General features: G+C 47.5%; 15 protein-coding genes and 1 riboswitch. Of the genes, 13 read left to right on the top strand and 2 right to left on the bottom strand.

Features of this window, described 5'->3' with window-relative positions; all coding sequences use genetic code 11:
- Nucleotides 1-27: 27 nt before the first annotated feature.
- The 3 genes from polX to GNE05_RS14360 are packed head-to-tail and all read left to right on the top strand — an operon-like array spanning nucleotide 28 to nucleotide 4,539.
- Complete coding sequence (gene polX, locus GNE05_RS14370; protein ID WP_160182906.1) at nucleotides 28-1,740, top strand: DNA polymerase/3'-5' exonuclease PolX; 1,713 nt, start codon at nucleotides 28-30, stop codon at nucleotides 1,738-1,740.
- A 20-nt stretch (nucleotides 1,741-1,760) separates the two neighbouring features.
- The gene (locus GNE05_RS14365) at nucleotides 1,761-4,118 is read left to right on the top strand and encodes an endonuclease MutS2 (RefSeq protein WP_065181013.1); all 2,358 of its coding nucleotides are present in this window, start codon (nucleotides 1,761-1,763) and stop codon (nucleotides 4,116-4,118) included.
- Nucleotides 4,119-4,134: 16 nt separating this feature from the next.
- Nucleotides 4,135-4,539, top strand: coding sequence for a DUF350 domain-containing protein (locus tag GNE05_RS14360; RefSeq protein ID WP_003152541.1), 405 nt, complete (start codon nucleotides 4,135-4,137; stop codon nucleotides 4,537-4,539).
- A 138-nt stretch (nucleotides 4,540-4,677) separates the two neighbouring features.
- Here the strand turns inward: GNE05_RS14360 and GNE05_RS14355 are convergent, their stop codons facing one another.
- Nucleotides 4,678-5,352, bottom strand: coding sequence for a DUF2711 family protein (locus tag GNE05_RS14355; RefSeq protein ID WP_021494412.1), 675 nt, complete (start codon nucleotides 5,350-5,352; stop codon nucleotides 4,678-4,680).
- A gap of 105 nt (nucleotides 5,353-5,457) precedes the next feature.
- Here GNE05_RS14355 and GNE05_RS14350 point away from each other — a divergent pair, with 105 nt between their 5' ends.
- The 9 genes from GNE05_RS14350 (at nucleotide 5,458) to GNE05_RS14310 (ending at nucleotide 16,091) form a co-directional block, all read left to right on the top strand.
- On the top strand, nucleotides 5,458-7,146 hold the full coding sequence (locus GNE05_RS14350; protein WP_160182905.1) for an AMP-binding protein: 1,689 nt from the start codon (nucleotides 5,458-5,460) through the stop codon (nucleotides 7,144-7,146).
- Nucleotides 7,147-7,234: 88 nt separating this feature from the next.
- Nucleotides 7,235-7,819 carry a fatty acid metabolism transcriptional regulator FadR gene (locus GNE05_RS14345; protein WP_007408119.1) on the top strand — a complete coding sequence of 195 codons (585 nt, stop codon included), beginning with the start codon at nucleotides 7,235-7,237 and terminating at the stop codon, nucleotides 7,817-7,819.
- Nucleotides 7,820-7,832: 13 nt separating this feature from the next.
- Nucleotides 7,833-8,612, top strand: coding sequence for an enoyl-CoA hydratase (locus tag GNE05_RS14340; protein WP_014418582.1), 780 nt, complete (start codon nucleotides 7,833-7,835; stop codon nucleotides 8,610-8,612).
- Between the two features lie 13 nt (nucleotides 8,613-8,625).
- A complete protein-coding gene (locus tag GNE05_RS14335; protein ID WP_071181917.1) occupies nucleotides 8,626-9,399 on the top strand; it encodes an electron transfer flavoprotein subunit beta/FixA family protein in 774 nt (257 codons plus the stop codon).
- A 31-nt stretch (nucleotides 9,400-9,430) separates the two neighbouring features.
- Entirely contained in the window at nucleotides 9,431-10,408 is a 978-nt protein-coding gene (locus GNE05_RS14330) for an electron transfer flavoprotein subunit alpha/FixB family protein (RefSeq protein ID WP_014418580.1), read from the top strand.
- A gap of 213 nt (nucleotides 10,409-10,621) precedes the next feature.
- Nucleotides 10,622-12,112 (top strand): alpha-N-arabinofuranosidase, encoded by a 1,491-nt coding sequence (locus GNE05_RS14325; RefSeq protein WP_014418579.1) that lies wholly within the window; start codon nucleotides 10,622-10,624, stop codon nucleotides 12,110-12,112.
- Between the two features lie 153 nt (nucleotides 12,113-12,265).
- Nucleotides 12,266-12,580: a thioredoxin gene (gene trxA, locus GNE05_RS14320; protein WP_003152560.1), complete on the top strand. Its 315-nt coding sequence runs from the start codon at nucleotides 12,266-12,268 to the stop codon at nucleotides 12,578-12,580.
- Nucleotides 12,581-12,722: 142 nt separating this feature from the next.
- Nucleotides 12,723-14,495, top strand: a complete 1,773-nt coding sequence (uvrC, locus tag GNE05_RS14315) for an excinuclease ABC subunit UvrC (RefSeq protein ID WP_017418307.1) — start codon at nucleotides 12,723-12,725, stop codon at nucleotides 14,493-14,495.
- A gap of 61 nt (nucleotides 14,496-14,556) precedes the next feature.
- Nucleotides 14,557-14,736: riboswitch (Lysine riboswitch) on the top strand.
- Between the two features lie 125 nt (nucleotides 14,737-14,861).
- Nucleotides 14,862-16,091: an aspartate kinase gene (locus GNE05_RS14310; protein WP_094296068.1), complete on the top strand. Its 1,230-nt coding sequence runs from the start codon at nucleotides 14,862-14,864 to the stop codon at nucleotides 16,089-16,091.
- Between the two features lie 46 nt (nucleotides 16,092-16,137).
- On the opposite strand, the gene GNE05_RS14305 is transcribed toward GNE05_RS14310, so the two are convergent.
- Nucleotides 16,138-16,584, bottom strand: coding sequence for a YslB family protein (locus GNE05_RS14305; protein WP_007612940.1), 447 nt, complete (start codon nucleotides 16,582-16,584; stop codon nucleotides 16,138-16,140).
- 296 nt (nucleotides 16,585-16,880) lie between these two features.
- Between GNE05_RS14305 and sdhC the strand changes: the two genes are divergently transcribed.
- Complete coding sequence (gene sdhC / locus GNE05_RS14300) at nucleotides 16,881-17,489, top strand: succinate dehydrogenase cytochrome B558 (protein WP_003152571.1); 609 nt, start codon at nucleotides 16,881-16,883, stop codon at nucleotides 17,487-17,489.
- Nucleotides 17,490-17,496: the final 7 nt, after the last annotated feature.

Genomic DNA, 17,496 nt, shown 5'->3' with positions numbered 1-17,496 from the left:
AGCAGGAAACGACTGGGGGTTAACAGTATGCATAAAAAAGATATCATCAGGCTGCTTGAAACGATTGCGGTCTATATGGAACTGAAAGGGGACAACCCGTTTAAAATATCAGCCTTCCGAAAAGCGGCAGCGGCGCTTGAGCAGGATGACCGCAGCCTGTCGGAAATCGACGACATGATGTCTTTATCCGGAATCGGAAAAGGCACCTACGGCGTCATTCGTGAATATATGCAGGAAGGTGTGTCCGGCACGCTTCTCCAATTGCAGAAAGAAGTTCCGGAAGGCTTGGTTCCTCTTTTGAAGCTTCCGGGCCTCGGCGGCAAAAAAATCGCCAAGCTGTATCAGGAACTGGGCGTTCATGACGCGGAATCGCTGAAAGAAGCGTGCGAGCAGCAAAAAGTTCAGGGGCTCGCCGGTTTCGGCAAAAAAACGGAGGAGAAAATCCTCCAGGCTCTCGGAGAAGCCGGAAAACAGCCGGAACGGTTTCCGATCGGCTATGCGCTCAGCATTGCTTCAGTAATTGAAGAACATTTGGCCCGGCTGACGGATATTCAGAAATATTCCCGGGCCGGCAGTCTCAGAAGAGCGCGGGAAACCGTAAAAGATCTGGATTACATTATCGCTACAGATCATCCGGAGGCTGTCAGAGAACAGCTTCTTTCTCTCCCGAACGTAAAAGACGTGATAGCGAGCGGGGATACAAAAGTATCAGTCATCCTGACCTTTGAATATGAGACGAGTGTGGATTTCCGGCTTGTGACAGAGGAACAGTTTGCCACCACACTGCATCATTTTACCGGTTCTAAAGATCACAACATTAAAATGCGCCAGCTGGCGAAAGAGCGCGGTGAACGGATCAGTGAATACGGAGTAGAAACTATAGGAACGGGAGACGTCAAAACATTCCCGAGCGAAGAAGCGTTTTACGCCCACTTCGGTCTGCCGTTTATTCCTCCTGAGCTCAGAGAAAGCGGGCAGGAGGTCGACACGTACCGGGAAGAAACGGACCTTGTGGAGCATAAAGCGATAAAAGGCGATCTCCACATGCACTCAGCCTGGAGTGACGGCGCTTTTTCCATCAGGGAAATGGCAGAAGCATGTATGGCAAAAGGCTATCAGTACATGGCGATCACCGACCATTCCCAATATTTAAAGGTAGCCAACGGGTTAACGGCCGAACGGCTCAAAAAACAGGCGGAAGAAATTGACGCGTTAAATGCTGAATTTGAAAATTTTCATATTTTTAAAGGCGTAGAAATGGACATTCTCCCCGACGGTTCGCTTGATTATGATGACAGTGTTCTGTCTGAAATGGATCTTGTCATCGCATCTATTCATTCAAGCTTCAGCCAGCCGGAGCATGTCATTATGAAACGGCTTGAACAGGCGCTGACGAATAAGCACGTGGACATTATCGCCCACCCGACGGGACGCCTGATCGGCAGACGGGCCGGCTATGAAGTCGACATCGACATGCTGATTGAACTCGCCGCCAAAACAAATACGGCGCTTGAACTGAATGCAAACCCCGCGCGCCTCGATTTGCGGACTGAGCATCTGATCAAAGCAAATGAAAAAGGTGTGACTTTGGTCATTAATACCGATGCCCATAATATCGAGATGCTCGATGATATGAAAACGGGCGTGACCGCTGCGCGCAAAGGCTGGACGGAGACAAAACATGTGTTAAACGCCCGGCCGCTACACGAGGTCAAAGCATTTCTGACGCGCAATGATTAAGTAAGGAGGATCACAAAACCGTGCAGCAAAAAGTGTTATCATCACTTGAATTTCATAAAGTAAAAGAACAGATTACCGCACATGCCGTCTCATCGCTCGGCCGGGAGAAGCTTCTGCAGCTGAAACCTTTGACGGATCTCTCAGACATCCAAAAACAGCTGGATGAAGTTGAAGAAGCATCCGCGGTCATGCGCTTGAGAGGCCATGCTCCGTTCGGCGGACTGACCGACATAAGATCCGCTTTACGGCGGGCGGAAATCGGCAGTGTGCTGACACCGGCGGAATTCACCGAATTGTCCGGGCTGCTGTATGCCGTTAAACAAATGAAGCATTTTATCAGCCAAATGACAGAAGACGGCGTCGGCATTCCGCTGATACAGGCCCATGCAGAAGAGCTGATTACATTAGGCGATTTGGAAAGGGAGATTAACTCCTGCATTGATGACCATGGTGAAGTGCTTGATCATGCGTCACCCGCTTTAAGGGGAATCCGCACGCAGCTCAGGACGCTTGAATCAAGAGTCAGAGACCGGCTTGAATCGATGCTGCGTTCATCTTCCGCTTCTAAAATGCTGTCTGACACCATCGTTACGATTCGGAATGACCGCTTTGTCATCCCGGTCAAACAGGAATACAGATCAAGCTACGGCGGAATTGTCCACGATACATCTTCATCCGGTGCGACACTGTTTATTGAACCGCAGGCGATCGTAGATATGAACAACTCGCTTCAGCAGGCGAAAGTAAAAGAAAAACAGGAAATCGAACGGATTCTTCGAATGCTGACGGAGCATACGGCTGAACACACACAAGAAATCGCTCAAAATGTGGAAGTGCTGCAGACACTGGATTTCATTTTCGCCAAAGCGAGATACGCAAAAGCGATGAAGGCGACAAAACCACTTATGAACGGAGACGGCTTTATCCGGCTGAAAAAAGCGCGCCATCCGCTGCTGCCCCAAGATCAAGTCGTGGCCAACGATATTGAACTGGGCGGAGATTATTCAACGATCGTTATCACGGGACCGAATACGGGCGGTAAAACCGTTACGTTAAAAACACTCGGGCTGCTGACGATAATGGCGCAGGCAGGATTGCACATACCGGCTGATGAGGGATCGGAAGCAGCCGTATTTGACAATGTGTTTGCCGATATCGGCGATGAACAGTCGATCGAACAAAGTCTGAGTACGTTCTCATCCCACATGGTCAATATCGTCAATATTTTAAAAGACGTGTCTGAAAACAGTCTTGTGCTGTTTGATGAACTCGGTGCCGGAACAGATCCGCAGGAAGGGGCGGCGCTTGCCATGAGCATCCTTGACGAAGTTCACCGGACAAACGCCAGAGTGCTTGCGACAACCCATTATCCGGAACTGAAAGCATACGGATATAACAGACAAGGCGTCATGAATGCCAGCGTTGAATTTGACATTGAAACGCTTTCGCCTACCTATAAGCTTCTGATCGGAGTGCCGGGCCGAAGCAACGCATTTGAAATCTCAAGACGCCTTGGGCTTCCGGAGCATATCATCGGCCAGGCGAAGTCAGAAATGACCGCCGAACATAACGAAGTCGATCTGATGATCGCATCGCTTGAAAAAAGCAAAAAAAGAGCGGATGAAGAGCTTTCTGAAACCGAATCAATCAGAAAAGAAGCAGAAAAACTGCACAAAGAGCTTCAGCAGCAGATCATTGAGCTGAACGCCCAAAAAGATAAAATGATGGAAGAAGCCGAGCAGAAAGCTGCGGAAAAACTGGAAGCCGCCGCAAATGAAGCCGAACAGATTATCCGCGAACTCCGGTCCATCAAGCAAGAACACAGATCCTTTAAGGAACACGAGCTGATTGACGCCAAAAAACGTCTCGGAGACGCGATGCCGGCTTTTGAAAAATCAAAGCAGCCGGAAAGAAAAACAGAGAAAAAACGCGAGCTCAAGCCGGGCGACGAAGTAAAGGTGCTCACATTCGGACAAAAAGGGGCGCTGCTTGAAAAAACCGGCGAGAAAGAATGGAACGTCCAAATCGGCATCCTTAAAATGAAGGTGAAGGAAAAAGATCTTGAGTTTCTCAAATCGGCTCCTGAACCGAAAAAAGAAAAAGCAATCACCGCCGTAAAAGGGAAGGATTATCACGTATCCCTTGAACTTGACCTCAGGGGAGAGCGTTACGAAAACGCCCTCAGCCGCGTCGAAAAATATTTAGATGACGCGGTGCTTGCCGGCTATCCGAGAGTGTCCATCATTCACGGAAAAGGCACGGGCGCCCTCCGAAAAGGGGTGCAGGATCTTCTGAAAAACCACCGCAGCGTGAAAAGCTCGCGGTTCGGGGAAGCGGGAGAAGGAGGATCAGGCGTAACGATTGTCGAACTAAAATAAAAAGGGAGTAAACGTCATGAATGCTTTTTGGGAAAATGAGCTTGTTGAAATCGCGGCTTATTACAGTGTAGCCGTCTTGTGTCTCGTCATTTTTCTGACCGTGTTTGAATTGGTGACATCCTATAAAAACTGGGTGGAAATCCAAAAAGGCAATCTTGCGGTGGCAATGGCGACCGGAGGGAAAATTCTCGGTATCGCAAATGTCTTTCAGCACAGCATCGCCCAGCATAATTCGCTTTTGCAAATGATCGGCTGGGGCGTATACGGATTTATTATGCTTTTAATCAGCTATTTTATCTTTGAATTTCTGACGCCCCGGTTTAAAATTGATAAAGAAATTGAAAAAGATAACAGAGCTGTCGGCTTTATTTCATTTGTCATCTCAGTCGGCCTGTCATTTGTGGTGGCCGCCGGGATTTAAGGGGACGGGGAAAAATGGAGAAGCTTGCGAAAGTGCTGCTGTCGGCAGCGGGAATTTTTCTGTTCATCGGACTTATTTATCTGGTCATGACATCTTAATACTGAAAAAAGGCTGCTGAACTAGAATCGGCGGCCTTTTTTATTGAGAATACCAGTTTATGCAGGCCGTATCAGAGCAAATGACGGCTTCCCAATTCATGGCGCGGATGACAGACGGCATGTCTTGATCTTCCATGAGAAAGAGTGTCGTAAAAGAATCATATATGCTCATAAAAGCGGCGCGCCGTTTTTCGTCGGCAATGATCATGTCAGCCCGCAGCAATCCGCATACATCCGAAGCCGCCGTTTGATTGAGTGAAAATATGCCTTTCTCTTCGACCGGCTCATAATAAGTGCAGCGCTTTATGCCTTTTGAACGGAACACATCCAAAAGTCCCGGAATTAAAAATGGTGAAGTGACATCATCGCTCGGCAAGTACAGATCGGGATGAAGCCGATTAAACAGCCTGGCGGATTCAGGAAGTGCATATTCCTCCCGCAGTGCCGTGACAGCGCTCATAAGCGCAAGCGCCGTCTCTTTTTCAGAACGCAATCCGCAAACGGTCATGACGGTTTTCCAGGAAACGGGTCTGCCCATCGCGATGATCTCCTCATCACTCGGATATATATGTTCATAAGGCCGTTTGCGCTTTTGCTCTTCCCACCCATCAGACATCAGGACAAAGGGATGAAGCAAAAAGGCGGCCGACGTAAACGGCTTAGGCAGCTGGCGCAGGATAGGAACTCCCTCTTCAAAATGCAGCGTTTCCAGCAAACTCAACACCTCCTGAGACTCGAAATTTCACATGAAACGCTTTCCAATTCCAATCACCCTTCTGCTATAATAATAGTGTATAGGAAAACAGAAGGGAGAGGTATTATGCAGTCTGAAAAGCCATGGCTTTCTCAATATCCCGAAGAGATTCCGCATGAGCTTGAATTTACTGATCAAACCCTGCCATCCAATCTGACAAACTCCGCAGCTCAATTCCCGAACCACACCGCCATTTATTTTCTCGGAAAAAAACTCACATTCCAAGACGTTCTCACAGATTCGTTAAAGCTGGCCGCTTTTTTACGCAAAACAGGCCTGAAAAAAGGTGACAGAGCCGCCATTATGCTGCCCAATTGTCCGCAGTCGGTCATCGCTTTTTACGGCGTATTGTTTGCCGGCGGCATTGTCGTTCAGACCAATCCTCTCTACACGGAACACGAGCTTGAGTATCAGCTGAAAGACAGTGCGCCGCGCGTGATCATCACCCTCGATATGCTGTTTCCGAAGGTGATAAAAATGAAAACGTTATCAATCGTCGAACGCATTATTACAACGAGTATAAAAGACTTTTTGCCGTTCCCGAAAAATATGCTGTATACGCTCACGCAAAAACAACAGGTGCATATTGATTATGACGGCTGCGAACAAATTCACAAATTAGCGGATATTTTAAAAAACGAAAGAGCGGAGGAAGCGGAGCCATTTGATATTGACCCTGCGCATGACATCGCCGTGCTTCAATACACGGGCGGAACAACCGGCTACCCGAAAGGCGTCATGCTCACACACCGGAACATTCAGGCCAATACAGAAATGTGCGCCGCCTGGATGTACAAAATGAAAAAGGGAGCCGAAAAGGTGCTCGGCATCGTGCCTTTTTTTCATGTGTACGGATTGACCGCCGTGCTCAATTTTTCCATTATGCAGGGATGTGAAATGATCCTTCTTCCCAAATTCAATCCTTTGGATACCCTGAAAACAATCGACAGGCTGAAGCCGACGGTTTTTCCAGGGGCGCCGACGATTTACATCGGGCTGTTGCATCACCCGGAGCTGAATAAGTATGATTTGTCCTCCATTGAAAGCTGTCCGAGCGGTTCAGCGGCGCTTCCGGTTGAGGTCAAACAGAAATTTGAAAAAGTGACCGGAGGAAAGCTTGTGGAAGGCTACGGATTATCCGAAGCATCACCGGTTACCCATTCAAACTTCATTTGGGGAAAAAATAAACCAGGCAGCATCGGCTGTCCCTGGCCCAATACCGACGCCGGAATCTATTCAGAAGAAAAAGGCGGGCTTGCGGGGCCGTATGAACACGGCGAGCTGATCGTAAAAGGTCCTCAGGTCATGAAAGGATACTGGGATAAGCAGGAGGAGACGGCGCGTGTCATCAGAGACGGCTGGCTGTTTACCGGAGATATGGGATATATGGATGAGGAAGGATTTTTCTACATCGCCGACAGGAAAAAAGACATCATCATTGCCGGCGGATACAACATTTACCCCCGGGAGGTGGAAGAGGCGCTGTATGAGCATGAAGCCGTTCAGGAAATCGTCGTAGCGGGCGTTCCTGATTCCTACAGGGGGGAAACGGTGAAAGCATTTATCGTTTTGAAAAAAGGCGCCGAGGCAGATGCCGATGAGCTTGATGCGTTTGCAAGAGAGCGGCTTGCGCCGTACAAAGTCCCGAAGCTTTACGAATTCAGAAAAGAGCTTCCGAAAACGGCCGTCGGAAAAATATTAAGAAGGCGTTTAGTCGAAGAGGAAGATGCTTCCCGTGAAAACAAGGTGCCTTAAAAGAAAAACTTGACAAAATCCGGATTCCTTTTTATCATGAAGTTATGAATGAATAGTCATTCATTTATCGGAGGAAGGAACGATGACATTGAACCAAAAACGGCCAAAGTATATGCAGATTATTGATGCAGCAGTAGAAGTCATAGCGGAAAACGGCTATCACCAATCACAGGTGTCCAAAATCGCCAAGCAGGCCGGCGTTGCGGACGGCACCATCTATTTATATTTCAAAAACAAAGAGGATATACTCATTTCTCTTTTTAAAGAAAAGATGGGCCAGTTCATTGAACGCATGGAAGAAGAAGTGAAAGAAAAAACGACGGCAAAAGAAAAACTCGCCCTCGTTATTAAGCAGCATTTCACACTGCTCGGCAATGACCGCCACCTCGCGATTGTGACCCAGCTTGAGCTCAGACAGTCGAATATCAAGCTGCGCCTGAAAATCAATGATATTTTAAAAGGTTATTTAAACATGCTGGACACCATTTTGACCGAAGGAATCAAGTCGGGGGAATGGAAAGACAATCTCGACGTCCGCCTCGCCCGGCAGATGATATTCGGGACGATAGATGAAACAGTGACAACATGGGTGATGAACGATCAGAAATATGATCTTCCGGATTTGTCAGACAAGGTATTGGAGCTGTTGGTGTCAGGGATTCATCAAAACTAAAGGGGGTTGACGGATGAACAGCCTTTCGATGGCGGTAGAACAATCTGTTGCGGTGATCACCATTAATCATCAGCCGGCCAACGCGCTGTCCGGTGCGGTTTTAGATGAGTTGTCCGGTCTGTTCGACCGGTGTGAAACAGATGACAGCGTCAGAAGTATCATTATTCGCGGTGAGGGAAAATTTTTCTCGGCGGGCGCCGATATAAAGGAATTTACGTCGCTTGAAAATCTTGAGCAATCTTCTGCCATGGCGGATAAAGGCCAGCAGCTGATGGAAAGAATTGAAGGGTTTCCGAAGCCCGTTATCGCAGCGATTCACGGCGCTGCGTTCGGCGGCGGTCTTGAGCTAGCCATGGCCTGCCATATCAGAATCGCTACATTGGATGCAAAGCTCGGCCTGCCCGAGCTGAATCTCGGCATTATTCCGGGCTTTGCCGGGACGCAGCGGCTTCCCCGGTACGTCGGTACGGCGAAAGCGCTTGAAATGATCGGCACTTCAGAACCTGTGACCGGAGAAGAAGCGCTCAGCCTCGGCCTTGTCACGATAGGCGCCGAACATGAGGAAGAGCTGCTGCAAAAAGCGAAAACGCTCGCGGGCAAGTTTGCGGAAAAAAGCCCGCAGTCGATGGCTTCTCTGCTTGAGCTCCTTTATTCAAACAAGATCTATTCTTATGACGGCGGCTTAAAGCTTGAAGCAAAGCGCTTTGGGGAAGCATTTGCATCAGATGACGCAAAAGAAGGCATTCAGGCATTTCTCGAAAAAAGAAAGCCTCAATTCGGTGGGCGAAGATAAAGGGGATAAGATTATGAATCTATTTGTACTGATGAAACGGACGTTTGACACAGAAGAGAAAATCGTCATTGAAGCAGGAAAGATTCAGGAGGACGGAGCCGAATTTATCATTAATCCGTATGATGAATACGCCATTGAAGAAGCCATTCAGCTGAAAGAAGAGCACGGCGGAACCGTTACCGCCGTAACCGTCGGCGGAGAAGATGCGGAGAAAGAACTGAGAACCGCCCTTGCGATGGGCTGTGACCAGGCGGTGTTAATCAATATTGAAGATGATCTGAGCGATCCTGACCAATACTCCATTTCAACTATCTTATATCATTATTTCAAGGATCGGGAATATGATCTGATTCTCGGAGGAAATGTCGCGATTGACGGCGGTTCCGGCCAAGTGGCTCCAAGGCTTGCCGAACTGCTGAACATTCCTTGCGTCACAACGATTACAAAACTGACAATCAGCGGCGATGAAGCTGGGGCAGAGAAAGACAACGAAGGGGATACCGAAATCATTAAAACCTCACTTCCTTTAGTCATCACGGCACAGCAAGGTTTAAACGAGCCGCGCTATCCGTCGCTTCCGGGCATTATGAAGGCGAAGAAAAAACCGCTGGAAGAACTTGAGCTCGATGATCTCGACATTGATGAAGATGATGCCGCACCGAAGCTCAAAACGATCGAACGTTTTCTGCCGCCGCAAAAAGAAGCGGGCAGACTGATCGAAGGAGAAGCCGCTGAGCAGGCGAAAGAGCTTGTGTCACTGCTGAGAAAAGAAGCCAAAGTCGTATAAACCGATATTAAAGAAACTGGGGGATGTCAGAATGGGAAAAAAAGTGATCGTACTCGGAGAAATTCGTGACGGCGCCTTACGGAACGTCACCTTTGAAGCTATAGCCGCAGGCAAAACCATTTCCGGCGGAGGAGATGTCATCGGCGTGCTGATGGGAAAAGGCGCGGCTGATGCAGCATCAGAACTCATTCAGTACGGCGCCGACAAAGTATTTACGGCCGATGCGCCGGGGCTTTCTCAGTATACGGCGGACGGATATGCCGCGGTTCTCGGGGATTTGATCGAAAATGAAAAGCCTGATGCGGTCATTTTCGGCCACACTTCTATGGGAAAAGATTTGTCACCTAAGCTTGCGGCCCGGTTTGAAACGGGGCTGATTTCAGACAGCACGGATGTAAGCGTTACCGGAGACAACATCGTTTTTACAAGACCGATTTATTCGGGAAAAGCCTTTGAACAGGTGATTTCAACCGATCCTTTCATTTTGGCGACAATTCGGCCGAATAATATTCAGGCATTAGAAAAAGAAGCGAACCGGACGGGTGATATTGAAGAGCTTGCGGCGCCTCCGGCAGATTTGCGGACAGTCATTGAAGAAGTAGTCAAAAAAACGGCGGACGGCGTGGATTTATCAGAAGCGAAAATTATCGTAGCAGGCGGCCGCGGTGTAAAAAGCAAAGATGGGTTTGAACCGTTAAAAGAACTTGCCGAGGTGCTCGGAGCAGCGGTGGGCGCTTCACGCGGCGCGTGTGACGCGGACTATTGCGATTATTCTCTTCAAATCGGCCAGACGGGAAAAGTCGTCACGCCGGATTTGTATATCGCCTGCGGCATTTCCGGAGCGATTCAGCACTTGGCGGGCATGTCAAACAGTAAGGTCATTGTTGCCATTAACAAAGACCCGGAAGCGGAAATATTTAAAATAGCGGACTACGGAATTGTCGGCGATTTGTTCGAAGTGGTTCCGCTTCTGACCCAGGAATTTAAAAATGCCAATATTCATTCATAATCAAAACCCTCTGGCTTAATTTGTCAGAGGGTTTTGATTTGTGTTAATTGGTTCGTACAAATTATAGATTAATAAAACAATAGATTGACATGTACGAACCAATGTAATAAGCTTTTGTAAAGCGCTTACAAACTTATCCATTCAGCATGCATTCCAGATACATAGATCGGCTGTAGTGCTTTCATTCTTATTAAGGGAAAGGAATGATCAAGTTTGTCTCACAATACGGCAGTCATTCAAACTGATATCACACGGGGAACCATTAATAAAAACATATACGGACATTTCGCGGAACACCTGGGAAGAGGCATATATGAGGGCATCTGGGTCGGAAAAGATTCCGATATTCCGAATACCGGCGGGGTCAGGACGGATGTTGCCGCCGCCCTCAAACAGCTTCAGATTCCCGTCCTCAGATGGCCGGGCGGCTGTTTTGCTGATGAATACCATTGGGCAAACGGCGTAGGGAAACGCAAAACCATGCTGAATACCCATTGGGGCGGGACGATTGATTCCAATGAATTCGGCACGCACGAGTTTATGATGCTTTGTGAACTGCTCGGCTGCGAACCGTACATCGCCGGAAACGTCGGCAGCGGAACGGTTAAAGAAATGGCTGATTGGATTGAATACATGACGTTTGAAGCGGGCACGCCGATGTCCGACTGGAGAAAAGAAAACGGGCGGGAAAAACCGTGGAAGCTGAAATATTTCGGAATAGGAAATGAGAACTGGGGCTGCGGCGGAAACATGCATCCTGACTATTATGCCGACCTTTACAGAAACTTTCAAACCTATGTCCGTAATTACAGCGGCAATGAAATCTATAAAATTGCCGGCGGCGCGAATGTCGACGATTACCGCTGGACTGAAACTTTAATGAAAAAAGCCGCTGATCTCATGGACGGGCTGAGCCTGCATTATTACACAATACCGGGCGACTTCTGGAAGGGGAAAGGATCAGCGACGGAGTTTACGGAAGATGAATGGTTCACCACGATGAAAAAAGCGGCGCATATGGATGAATTGATCACAAGGCACAGTGCCATCATGGATCAGTACGATCCCGAAAAAAGAGTCGGGCTGATCATTGATGAATGGGGCACGTGGCTTGATCCTGAGCCGGGCACGAATCCGGGCTTTCTGTATCAGCAGAATACGATCCGCGACGCCCTTGTCGCCGCCACGCATTTTCATATTTTTCATCAGCACGCAGACCGCGTACAGATGGCCAATATCGCGCAAACCGTCAACGTGCTTCAGGCAATGATCCTGACAAAAGGGAAAGAAATGCTGTTGACGCCGACGTATCATGTGTTTGATATGTTTAAAGTGCATCAGGACGCTTCTTTTTTGGCGACAGAAACAAAAGCAGCCGGGTACGAATGGAATGACGGCCGGCTCCCGCAAGTCAGCATTTCAGCGTCCAAACAGCAAAACGGAGACATACATATCAGCATTTGCAATATCGATCATCTGCAAAAAGCTGATGTGAAGATTGAACTGCGGGGCATGAAAAAGACAGGGAAGCCTTCGGGAACGATTCTGCACGCGGAAAAAATGAATGCCCATAATACATTCAGCAGTCCGGAAAACGTCAAACCGAAGCCGTTTTCCGGGTTTACTCAAAAGAGCGGAAAACTTGAGGCGGAGCTTCCTCCGATGGCGATTGTATTAATCACGCTGCCTGCGGGTCCATCTTAAGTTTTGAACGCCCGCCGCCCGGTTATAATACACTGTATAAATAAGATTATTTCCGGCGGGATCGGGAGAAAATAATATAAGCATTAAATTAGCATGAACGAATGGGAGATGCTATACTAAAAATCATCATTTGACAATTGGAGGAATAACAAAATGGCTATCGTAAAAGCAACTGATCAATCGTTCTCAGCTGAAACAAGTGAAGGTGTCGTATTGGCTGATTTCTGGGCTCCTTGGTGCGGACCTTGTAAAATGATCGCGCCCGTTCTTGAAGAGCTTGATCAAGAAATGGGAGACAAACTGAAAATCGTCAAAATCGACGTAGATGAAAACCAAGAAACTGCCGGTAAATACGGCGTCATGAGCATCCCGACACTTCTCGTATTGAAAGACGGAGAAGTCGTTGAAACATCTGTCGGTTTCAAACCGAAAGAAGCTCTTGAAGAGCTTGTAAACAAACATCTGTAAGCCGAAAGCTTCCGTTACGGCAGGGCGATTCCTTTGAAAGGGAATCGCCTTTTTTGATCTTCCAAAAGCTGAGAATGGAGAAAAACAAATGTTCGTGATACACTGAATGGACACGAGAAATGAATGTAAGGAAGGGTAACGTATGAATAAACAACTGAAAGAAAAACTGGCCCTCCTTCCCGATCAGCCGGGCTGTTATTTAATGAAAGACCGTCAAAAAACAGTCATCTACGTGGGGAAAGCGAAAGTCTTGAAAAACAGGGTGCGATCTTATTTCACCGGTTCTCACGACGCAAAAACCCAACGGCTTGTGACGGAGATTGAGGACTTTGAATATATCGTGACTTCCTCCAATCTTGAAGCGCTTATTTTGGAAATGAATCTGATTAAAAAATACGATCCGAAATACAATGTCATGCTGAAAGATGATAAAACCTATCCCTTTATTAAAATCACCCATGAACGCCATCCGCGGCTGATTGTCACCCGGAATGTCAAAAAAGACAAAGGACGCTATTTCGGCCCGTATCCGAATGTGCAGGCGGCGCGGGAAACGAAAAAACTGCTGGACCGCCTTTACCCGCTCAGGAAATGCTCAAAGCTTCCGGACCGCGTCTGTCTCTATTATCATCTCGGACAATGCCTCGCCCCATGTGTAAAGGATATATCTGAGGAAACAAACCGCGAGATTGTTGAAGACATCACCCGTTTTTTAAAGGGAGGGCATAACGAAATCAAAAAAGAGCTCGAAGCGAAAATGGCAGAAGCGGCGGAAAAGCTTGAATTTGAACGGGCTAAAGAATTCCGCGACCAGCTTGTTCACATCGAATCGACGATGGAGAAGCAAAAAATGACCATGAATGACCTTCTGGACCGCGATGTGTTTGCATATGCCTACGATAAAGGCTGGATGTGCGTCCAAGTCTTTTTCATTCGCCAAGGAAAACTGATCGAACGCGACGTCAGCATGTTTCCGATGTATCAGGAAGCGGATGAAGAATTTCTGACCTTCATCGGCCAGTTCTATTCCAAAAACAATCACTTTCTGCCTAAGGAAATCCTGGTGCCTGACAGCGTTGACAGGGACATGATCAGCGAGCTGTTGGAAACCGCCGTGCATCAGCCGAAAAAAGGCCCGAAAAAAGAGCTGCTTTTGCTTGCGCACAAAAATGCGAAAATCGCCCTGCGGGAAAAATTCTCGTTAATCGAGCGGGATGAGGAACGGTCAATCGGTGCAGCCGAACGGCTCGGCGAAGCGCTGAATATTTACACGCCGCACCGGATTGAAGCGTTTGACAACTCCAATATTCAAGGCACAAACCCCGTATCGGCCATGATTGTCTTTATTGACGGAAAACCGAATAAAAAGGAATACCGCAAATATAAAATTAAAACCGTAACAGGGCCGGATGATTACGGCTCAATGAGGGAAGTCGTCAGAAGAAGATACACGAGGGTGCTCCGCGAAAACCTTCCGCTGCCGGATTTAATCATCATTGACGGCGGAAAAGGGCAGATTAACGCGGCGCGCGATGTGCTCGAGAATGAGCTCGGCCTTGATGTCCCGGTAGCGGGATTGGCGAAAGATGATAAACACCGAACATCCAACCTTTTGATCGGCGACCCGCTTGAACCGGTGTTTCTGGAGCGGAACAGCCAAGAGTTTTACCTGCTTCAGCGTATTCAGGACGAAGTTCACCGTTTTGCGATCAGCTTTCACAGACAGATCCGGGGAAAAAGCGTCTTTCAATCCGTTCTGGATGATATCCCCGGAATCGGCGAAAAACGCAAAAAAATGCTCTTAAAACATTTCGGATCTGTCAAAAAGATGAAGGAAGCAAGCCTTGACGATATCAAAAAAGCGGGTGTGCCGGCCGCGGCGGCCCAGCTGCTGTTTGAAAAATTAAAAAAATAGTATTGTGCTTTTCTGAAAAATCTGCTAGAATGTGAACTAATTTCATAAGATCGTGTTATATGGTGAAGATAGAGGTGCGAACTTCAATAGTAAGCCTTTGGAGAATGATGGATTCTGCGAAAAAGGCTGAAAGGGGAGCGTCGCCGAAGTGTATCACATCCCATCGGTGTGATTCGCTGGCCTTGCATTAAATAAATGTAAGGCTGTCAAGAATTCATTTTCTTGGAGGGCTATCTCGTTGTTCATAATCAATCGTAATGATATGAAAAAGCAATGAGAGCTATTCCTCTCATTGCTTTTTTTATTGTGGACAAAACGCTCTTTTCTCCTCACCCGCACGAACCAAAATGTAAAGGGTGGTCTAGTATGGGTCTTATCGTACAAAAATTCGGAGGCACTTCCGTCGGCTCTGCCGAAAAAATTCAAAATGCCGCAAATCGCGCCATTGCTGAAAAGCAAAAAGGCCATGATGTCGTAGTCGTCGTTTCGGCAATGGGAAAATCAACCGACGCGCTCGTTAACCTCGCGGCTGAAATCACATCTGAACCAAGAAGACGCGAGATGGATATGCTTTTGTCTACGGGAGAGCAGGTCACGATTTCGCTTTTGGCCATGGCGCTTCAGGAAAAAGGATATGACGCCGTCTCTTATACGGGCTGGCAGGCGGGTGTCCGCACGGAAGCCGTTCACGGCAATGCGAGAATTACGGATATTGATATCACGGCGATTCGTTCGCAGCTTGCAGAAGGCAAAATCACAGTCGTTGCCGGTTTTCAGGGCGTAACGGAAGACGGCGGCATCACGACGCTCGGACGGGGCGGTTCCGATACGACGGCGGTCGCTCTTGCAGCAGCGCTGGAAGCGGATAAATGCGACATTTATACAGATGTTCCGGGCGTATTTACGACAGATCCGCGGTATGTCCGGTCAGCGAGAAAACTGGCGGGAATTTCTTATGATGAAATGCTGGAGCTTGCAAATCTAGGAGCGGGTGTTCTTCACCCGCGGGCGGTTGAGTTCGCGAAAAACTACCAAGTGCCTTTGGAAGTGCGGTCAAGCACGGAACATGAAGCTGGAACATTAATTGAGGAGGAATCATCAATGGAGCAGAATTTAATCGTCAGAGGAATTGCATTTGAAGACCAGATCACGAGGGTGTCCGTTACAGGCCTTGCAAGCGGATTGACAACACTTTCAACAATCTTCACCGCGCTGGCAAAACGAAACATCAACGTTGACATTATTATTCAGACTCAGTCGGACGATGGGGAAGCGGATATTTCTTTCTCAGTGAAAACGGAAGATGCCGCGCAAACGGTCGCCGTGCTTGAAGAATATAAAAACGCGCTTGACTATGAAAAAATTGAAACCGAAAGAAAACTGGCGAAAGTCTCTATTGTCGGGTCGGGCATGGTTTCAAATCCCGGCGTCGCCGCGGACATGTTTGCCGTACTGGCGGAAAAAAATGTACAAGTCAAAATGGTGAGCACATCTGAAATAAAAGTATCAGCGGTTGTCAGTGAAAATGATATGGTGAAAGCGGTCGAAGCGCTTCATGATGCGTTTGAGCTTTCTAAACAGCCGTCTGCCGTATAAACAGGCAGGCAAAAAGGCGGGACTTGGAGTCACCGCCTTTTTTCAATTATACAGGGTCCTTCATATCCCATTTTACGGTCAGGACGACTTTATCCGCTCTCTTTTTTACCTGTTCATAAGATTCTGCAATCTGATCGTTCATCAATTGAATCTGTTCGGCTATAAAACCGGCTTCAAGCTGGAAACAAGGCTCTTTCTGATGTTTGAGCCTGCTGGATACGAGCGGTCCTTCCAGTTCAAATTCCAGTTCTTGTTTTTTTGATCCTGCGTTTGTCAAAGTTCCCCAGCCGGCTTTTTCAAAAAAGGCGGGGATTTCTTCCCACGATTGAAGAGGAAATTTGCGGGCGAGGCGTTTTCCCGCCCAATACATCATCGATGAATGTTCCGGGCCGAGGATATCCGGAAGCACGATTTCCCGGATTAATTCGTAGCCGTATGCGCTGACGTCGAGTTCAGTTAAAGGTTCTAAAGCTGCTTCATAATTATTCTTCATATTATGTATTCCCCTCTCTCCTTCGTTTATTATAGCTTAAACAGGGGGGAGGATTACAGGATGATCCTATAAAACAAGCGAAAAAATGTGAGAAAGATATCGCAGGAAAATAAAATTTTCCCTCCAGATAATCAATTCCGAAAATTATAATTTATGTACACGTTTTCTTGACGCCCTTTTGAGGGAGGAGTAAAATGAAATTGTCAATAAATTTTAATAAAGTGCTTACAATTGAAACGAAGTGGGGGCAGAGATTTTAGTACATTTCGCACTTAAATCAAACAGGGGGTAAAGTAATGTCTGGGAACAGAGAGTTTTATTTTCGAAGATTGCATTCCTTGCTCGGTGTTATTCCGGTCGGCATCTTTTTGATCCAGCATTTAGTCGTCAACCAATTTGCCGCAAGGGGAGCGGATGCGTTTAACAAGGCGGCCGGCTTTATGGACAGTCTGCCGTTCAGGTATGCGTTAGAAATTTTTATTATTTTCTTACCTTTAATTTATCATGCGGTTTACGGTGTGTACATAGCATTTACTGCGAAAAACAACGCTGGCCACTACAGTTATTTCAGAAACTGGATGTTTGTGCTTCAGCGTGTCACTGGTATTCTCACCCTTATTTTCGTCAGCTGGCATGTGTGGCAGACGCGGATTGCCGCGCAGATGGGCGCTGAAGTCAACTTCGATATGATGGCGAATATTCTGAGCTCGCCGTTTATGCTCGGCTTTTACATTGTAGGCGTTTTATCGGTCATTTTTCACTTTTCAAACGGCTTATGGTCTTTTGCGGTCACATGGGGGATCACGGTCACGCCGCGTTCTCAAAGAATTTCGACTTACGTGACGCTGATTATATTTTTAGCGCTTTCATACGTAGGTTTAAAAGCGATTTTTGCGTTTGTGTAAGAGAACT

Origin of the sequence: Bacillus sp. AM1(2019) (assembly GCF_009906915.1) — a bacterium.
GTDB lineage: Bacteria > Bacillota > Bacilli > Bacillales > Bacillaceae > Bacillus > Bacillus velezensis.
This window is presented reverse-complemented; position numbering and strand designations above follow the sequence as displayed.

What these genes read in the sequence shown, in the direction of transcription:
- GNE05_RS14305 (WP_007612940.1), bottom strand. Translation starts at nt 16,584, where the DNA reads ATGAAGAATAATTATGAAGCAGCTTTAGAACCTTTAACTGAACTCGAC.
- GNE05_RS14360 (WP_003152541.1), top strand. Translation starts at nt 4,135, where the DNA reads ATGAATGCTTTTTGGGAAAATGAGCTTGTTGAAATCGCGGCTTATTAC.
- GNE05_RS14330 (WP_014418580.1), top strand. Translation starts at nt 9,431, where the DNA reads ATGGGAAAAAAAGTGATCGTACTCGGAGAAATTCGTGACGGCGCCTTA.
- GNE05_RS14340 (WP_014418582.1), top strand. Translation starts at nt 7,833, where the DNA reads ATGAACAGCCTTTCGATGGCGGTAGAACAATCTGTTGCGGTGATCACC.
- trxA (WP_003152560.1), top strand. Translation starts at nt 12,266, where the DNA reads ATGGCTATCGTAAAAGCAACTGATCAATCGTTCTCAGCTGAAACAAGT.
- GNE05_RS14350 (WP_160182905.1), top strand. Translation starts at nt 5,458, where the DNA reads ATGCAGTCTGAAAAGCCATGGCTTTCTCAATATCCCGAAGAGATTCCG.
- polX (WP_160182906.1), top strand. Translation starts at nt 28, where the DNA reads ATGCATAAAAAAGATATCATCAGGCTGCTTGAAACGATTGCGGTCTAT.
- uvrC (WP_017418307.1), top strand. Translation starts at nt 12,723, where the DNA reads ATGAATAAACAACTGAAAGAAAAACTGGCCCTCCTTCCCGATCAGCCG.
- GNE05_RS14310 (WP_094296068.1), top strand. Translation starts at nt 14,862, where the DNA reads ATGGGTCTTATCGTACAAAAATTCGGAGGCACTTCCGTCGGCTCTGCC.
- GNE05_RS14335 (WP_071181917.1), top strand. Translation starts at nt 8,626, where the DNA reads ATGAATCTATTTGTACTGATGAAACGGACGTTTGACACAGAAGAGAAA.
- sdhC (WP_003152571.1), top strand. Translation starts at nt 16,881, where the DNA reads ATGTCTGGGAACAGAGAGTTTTATTTTCGAAGATTGCATTCCTTGCTC.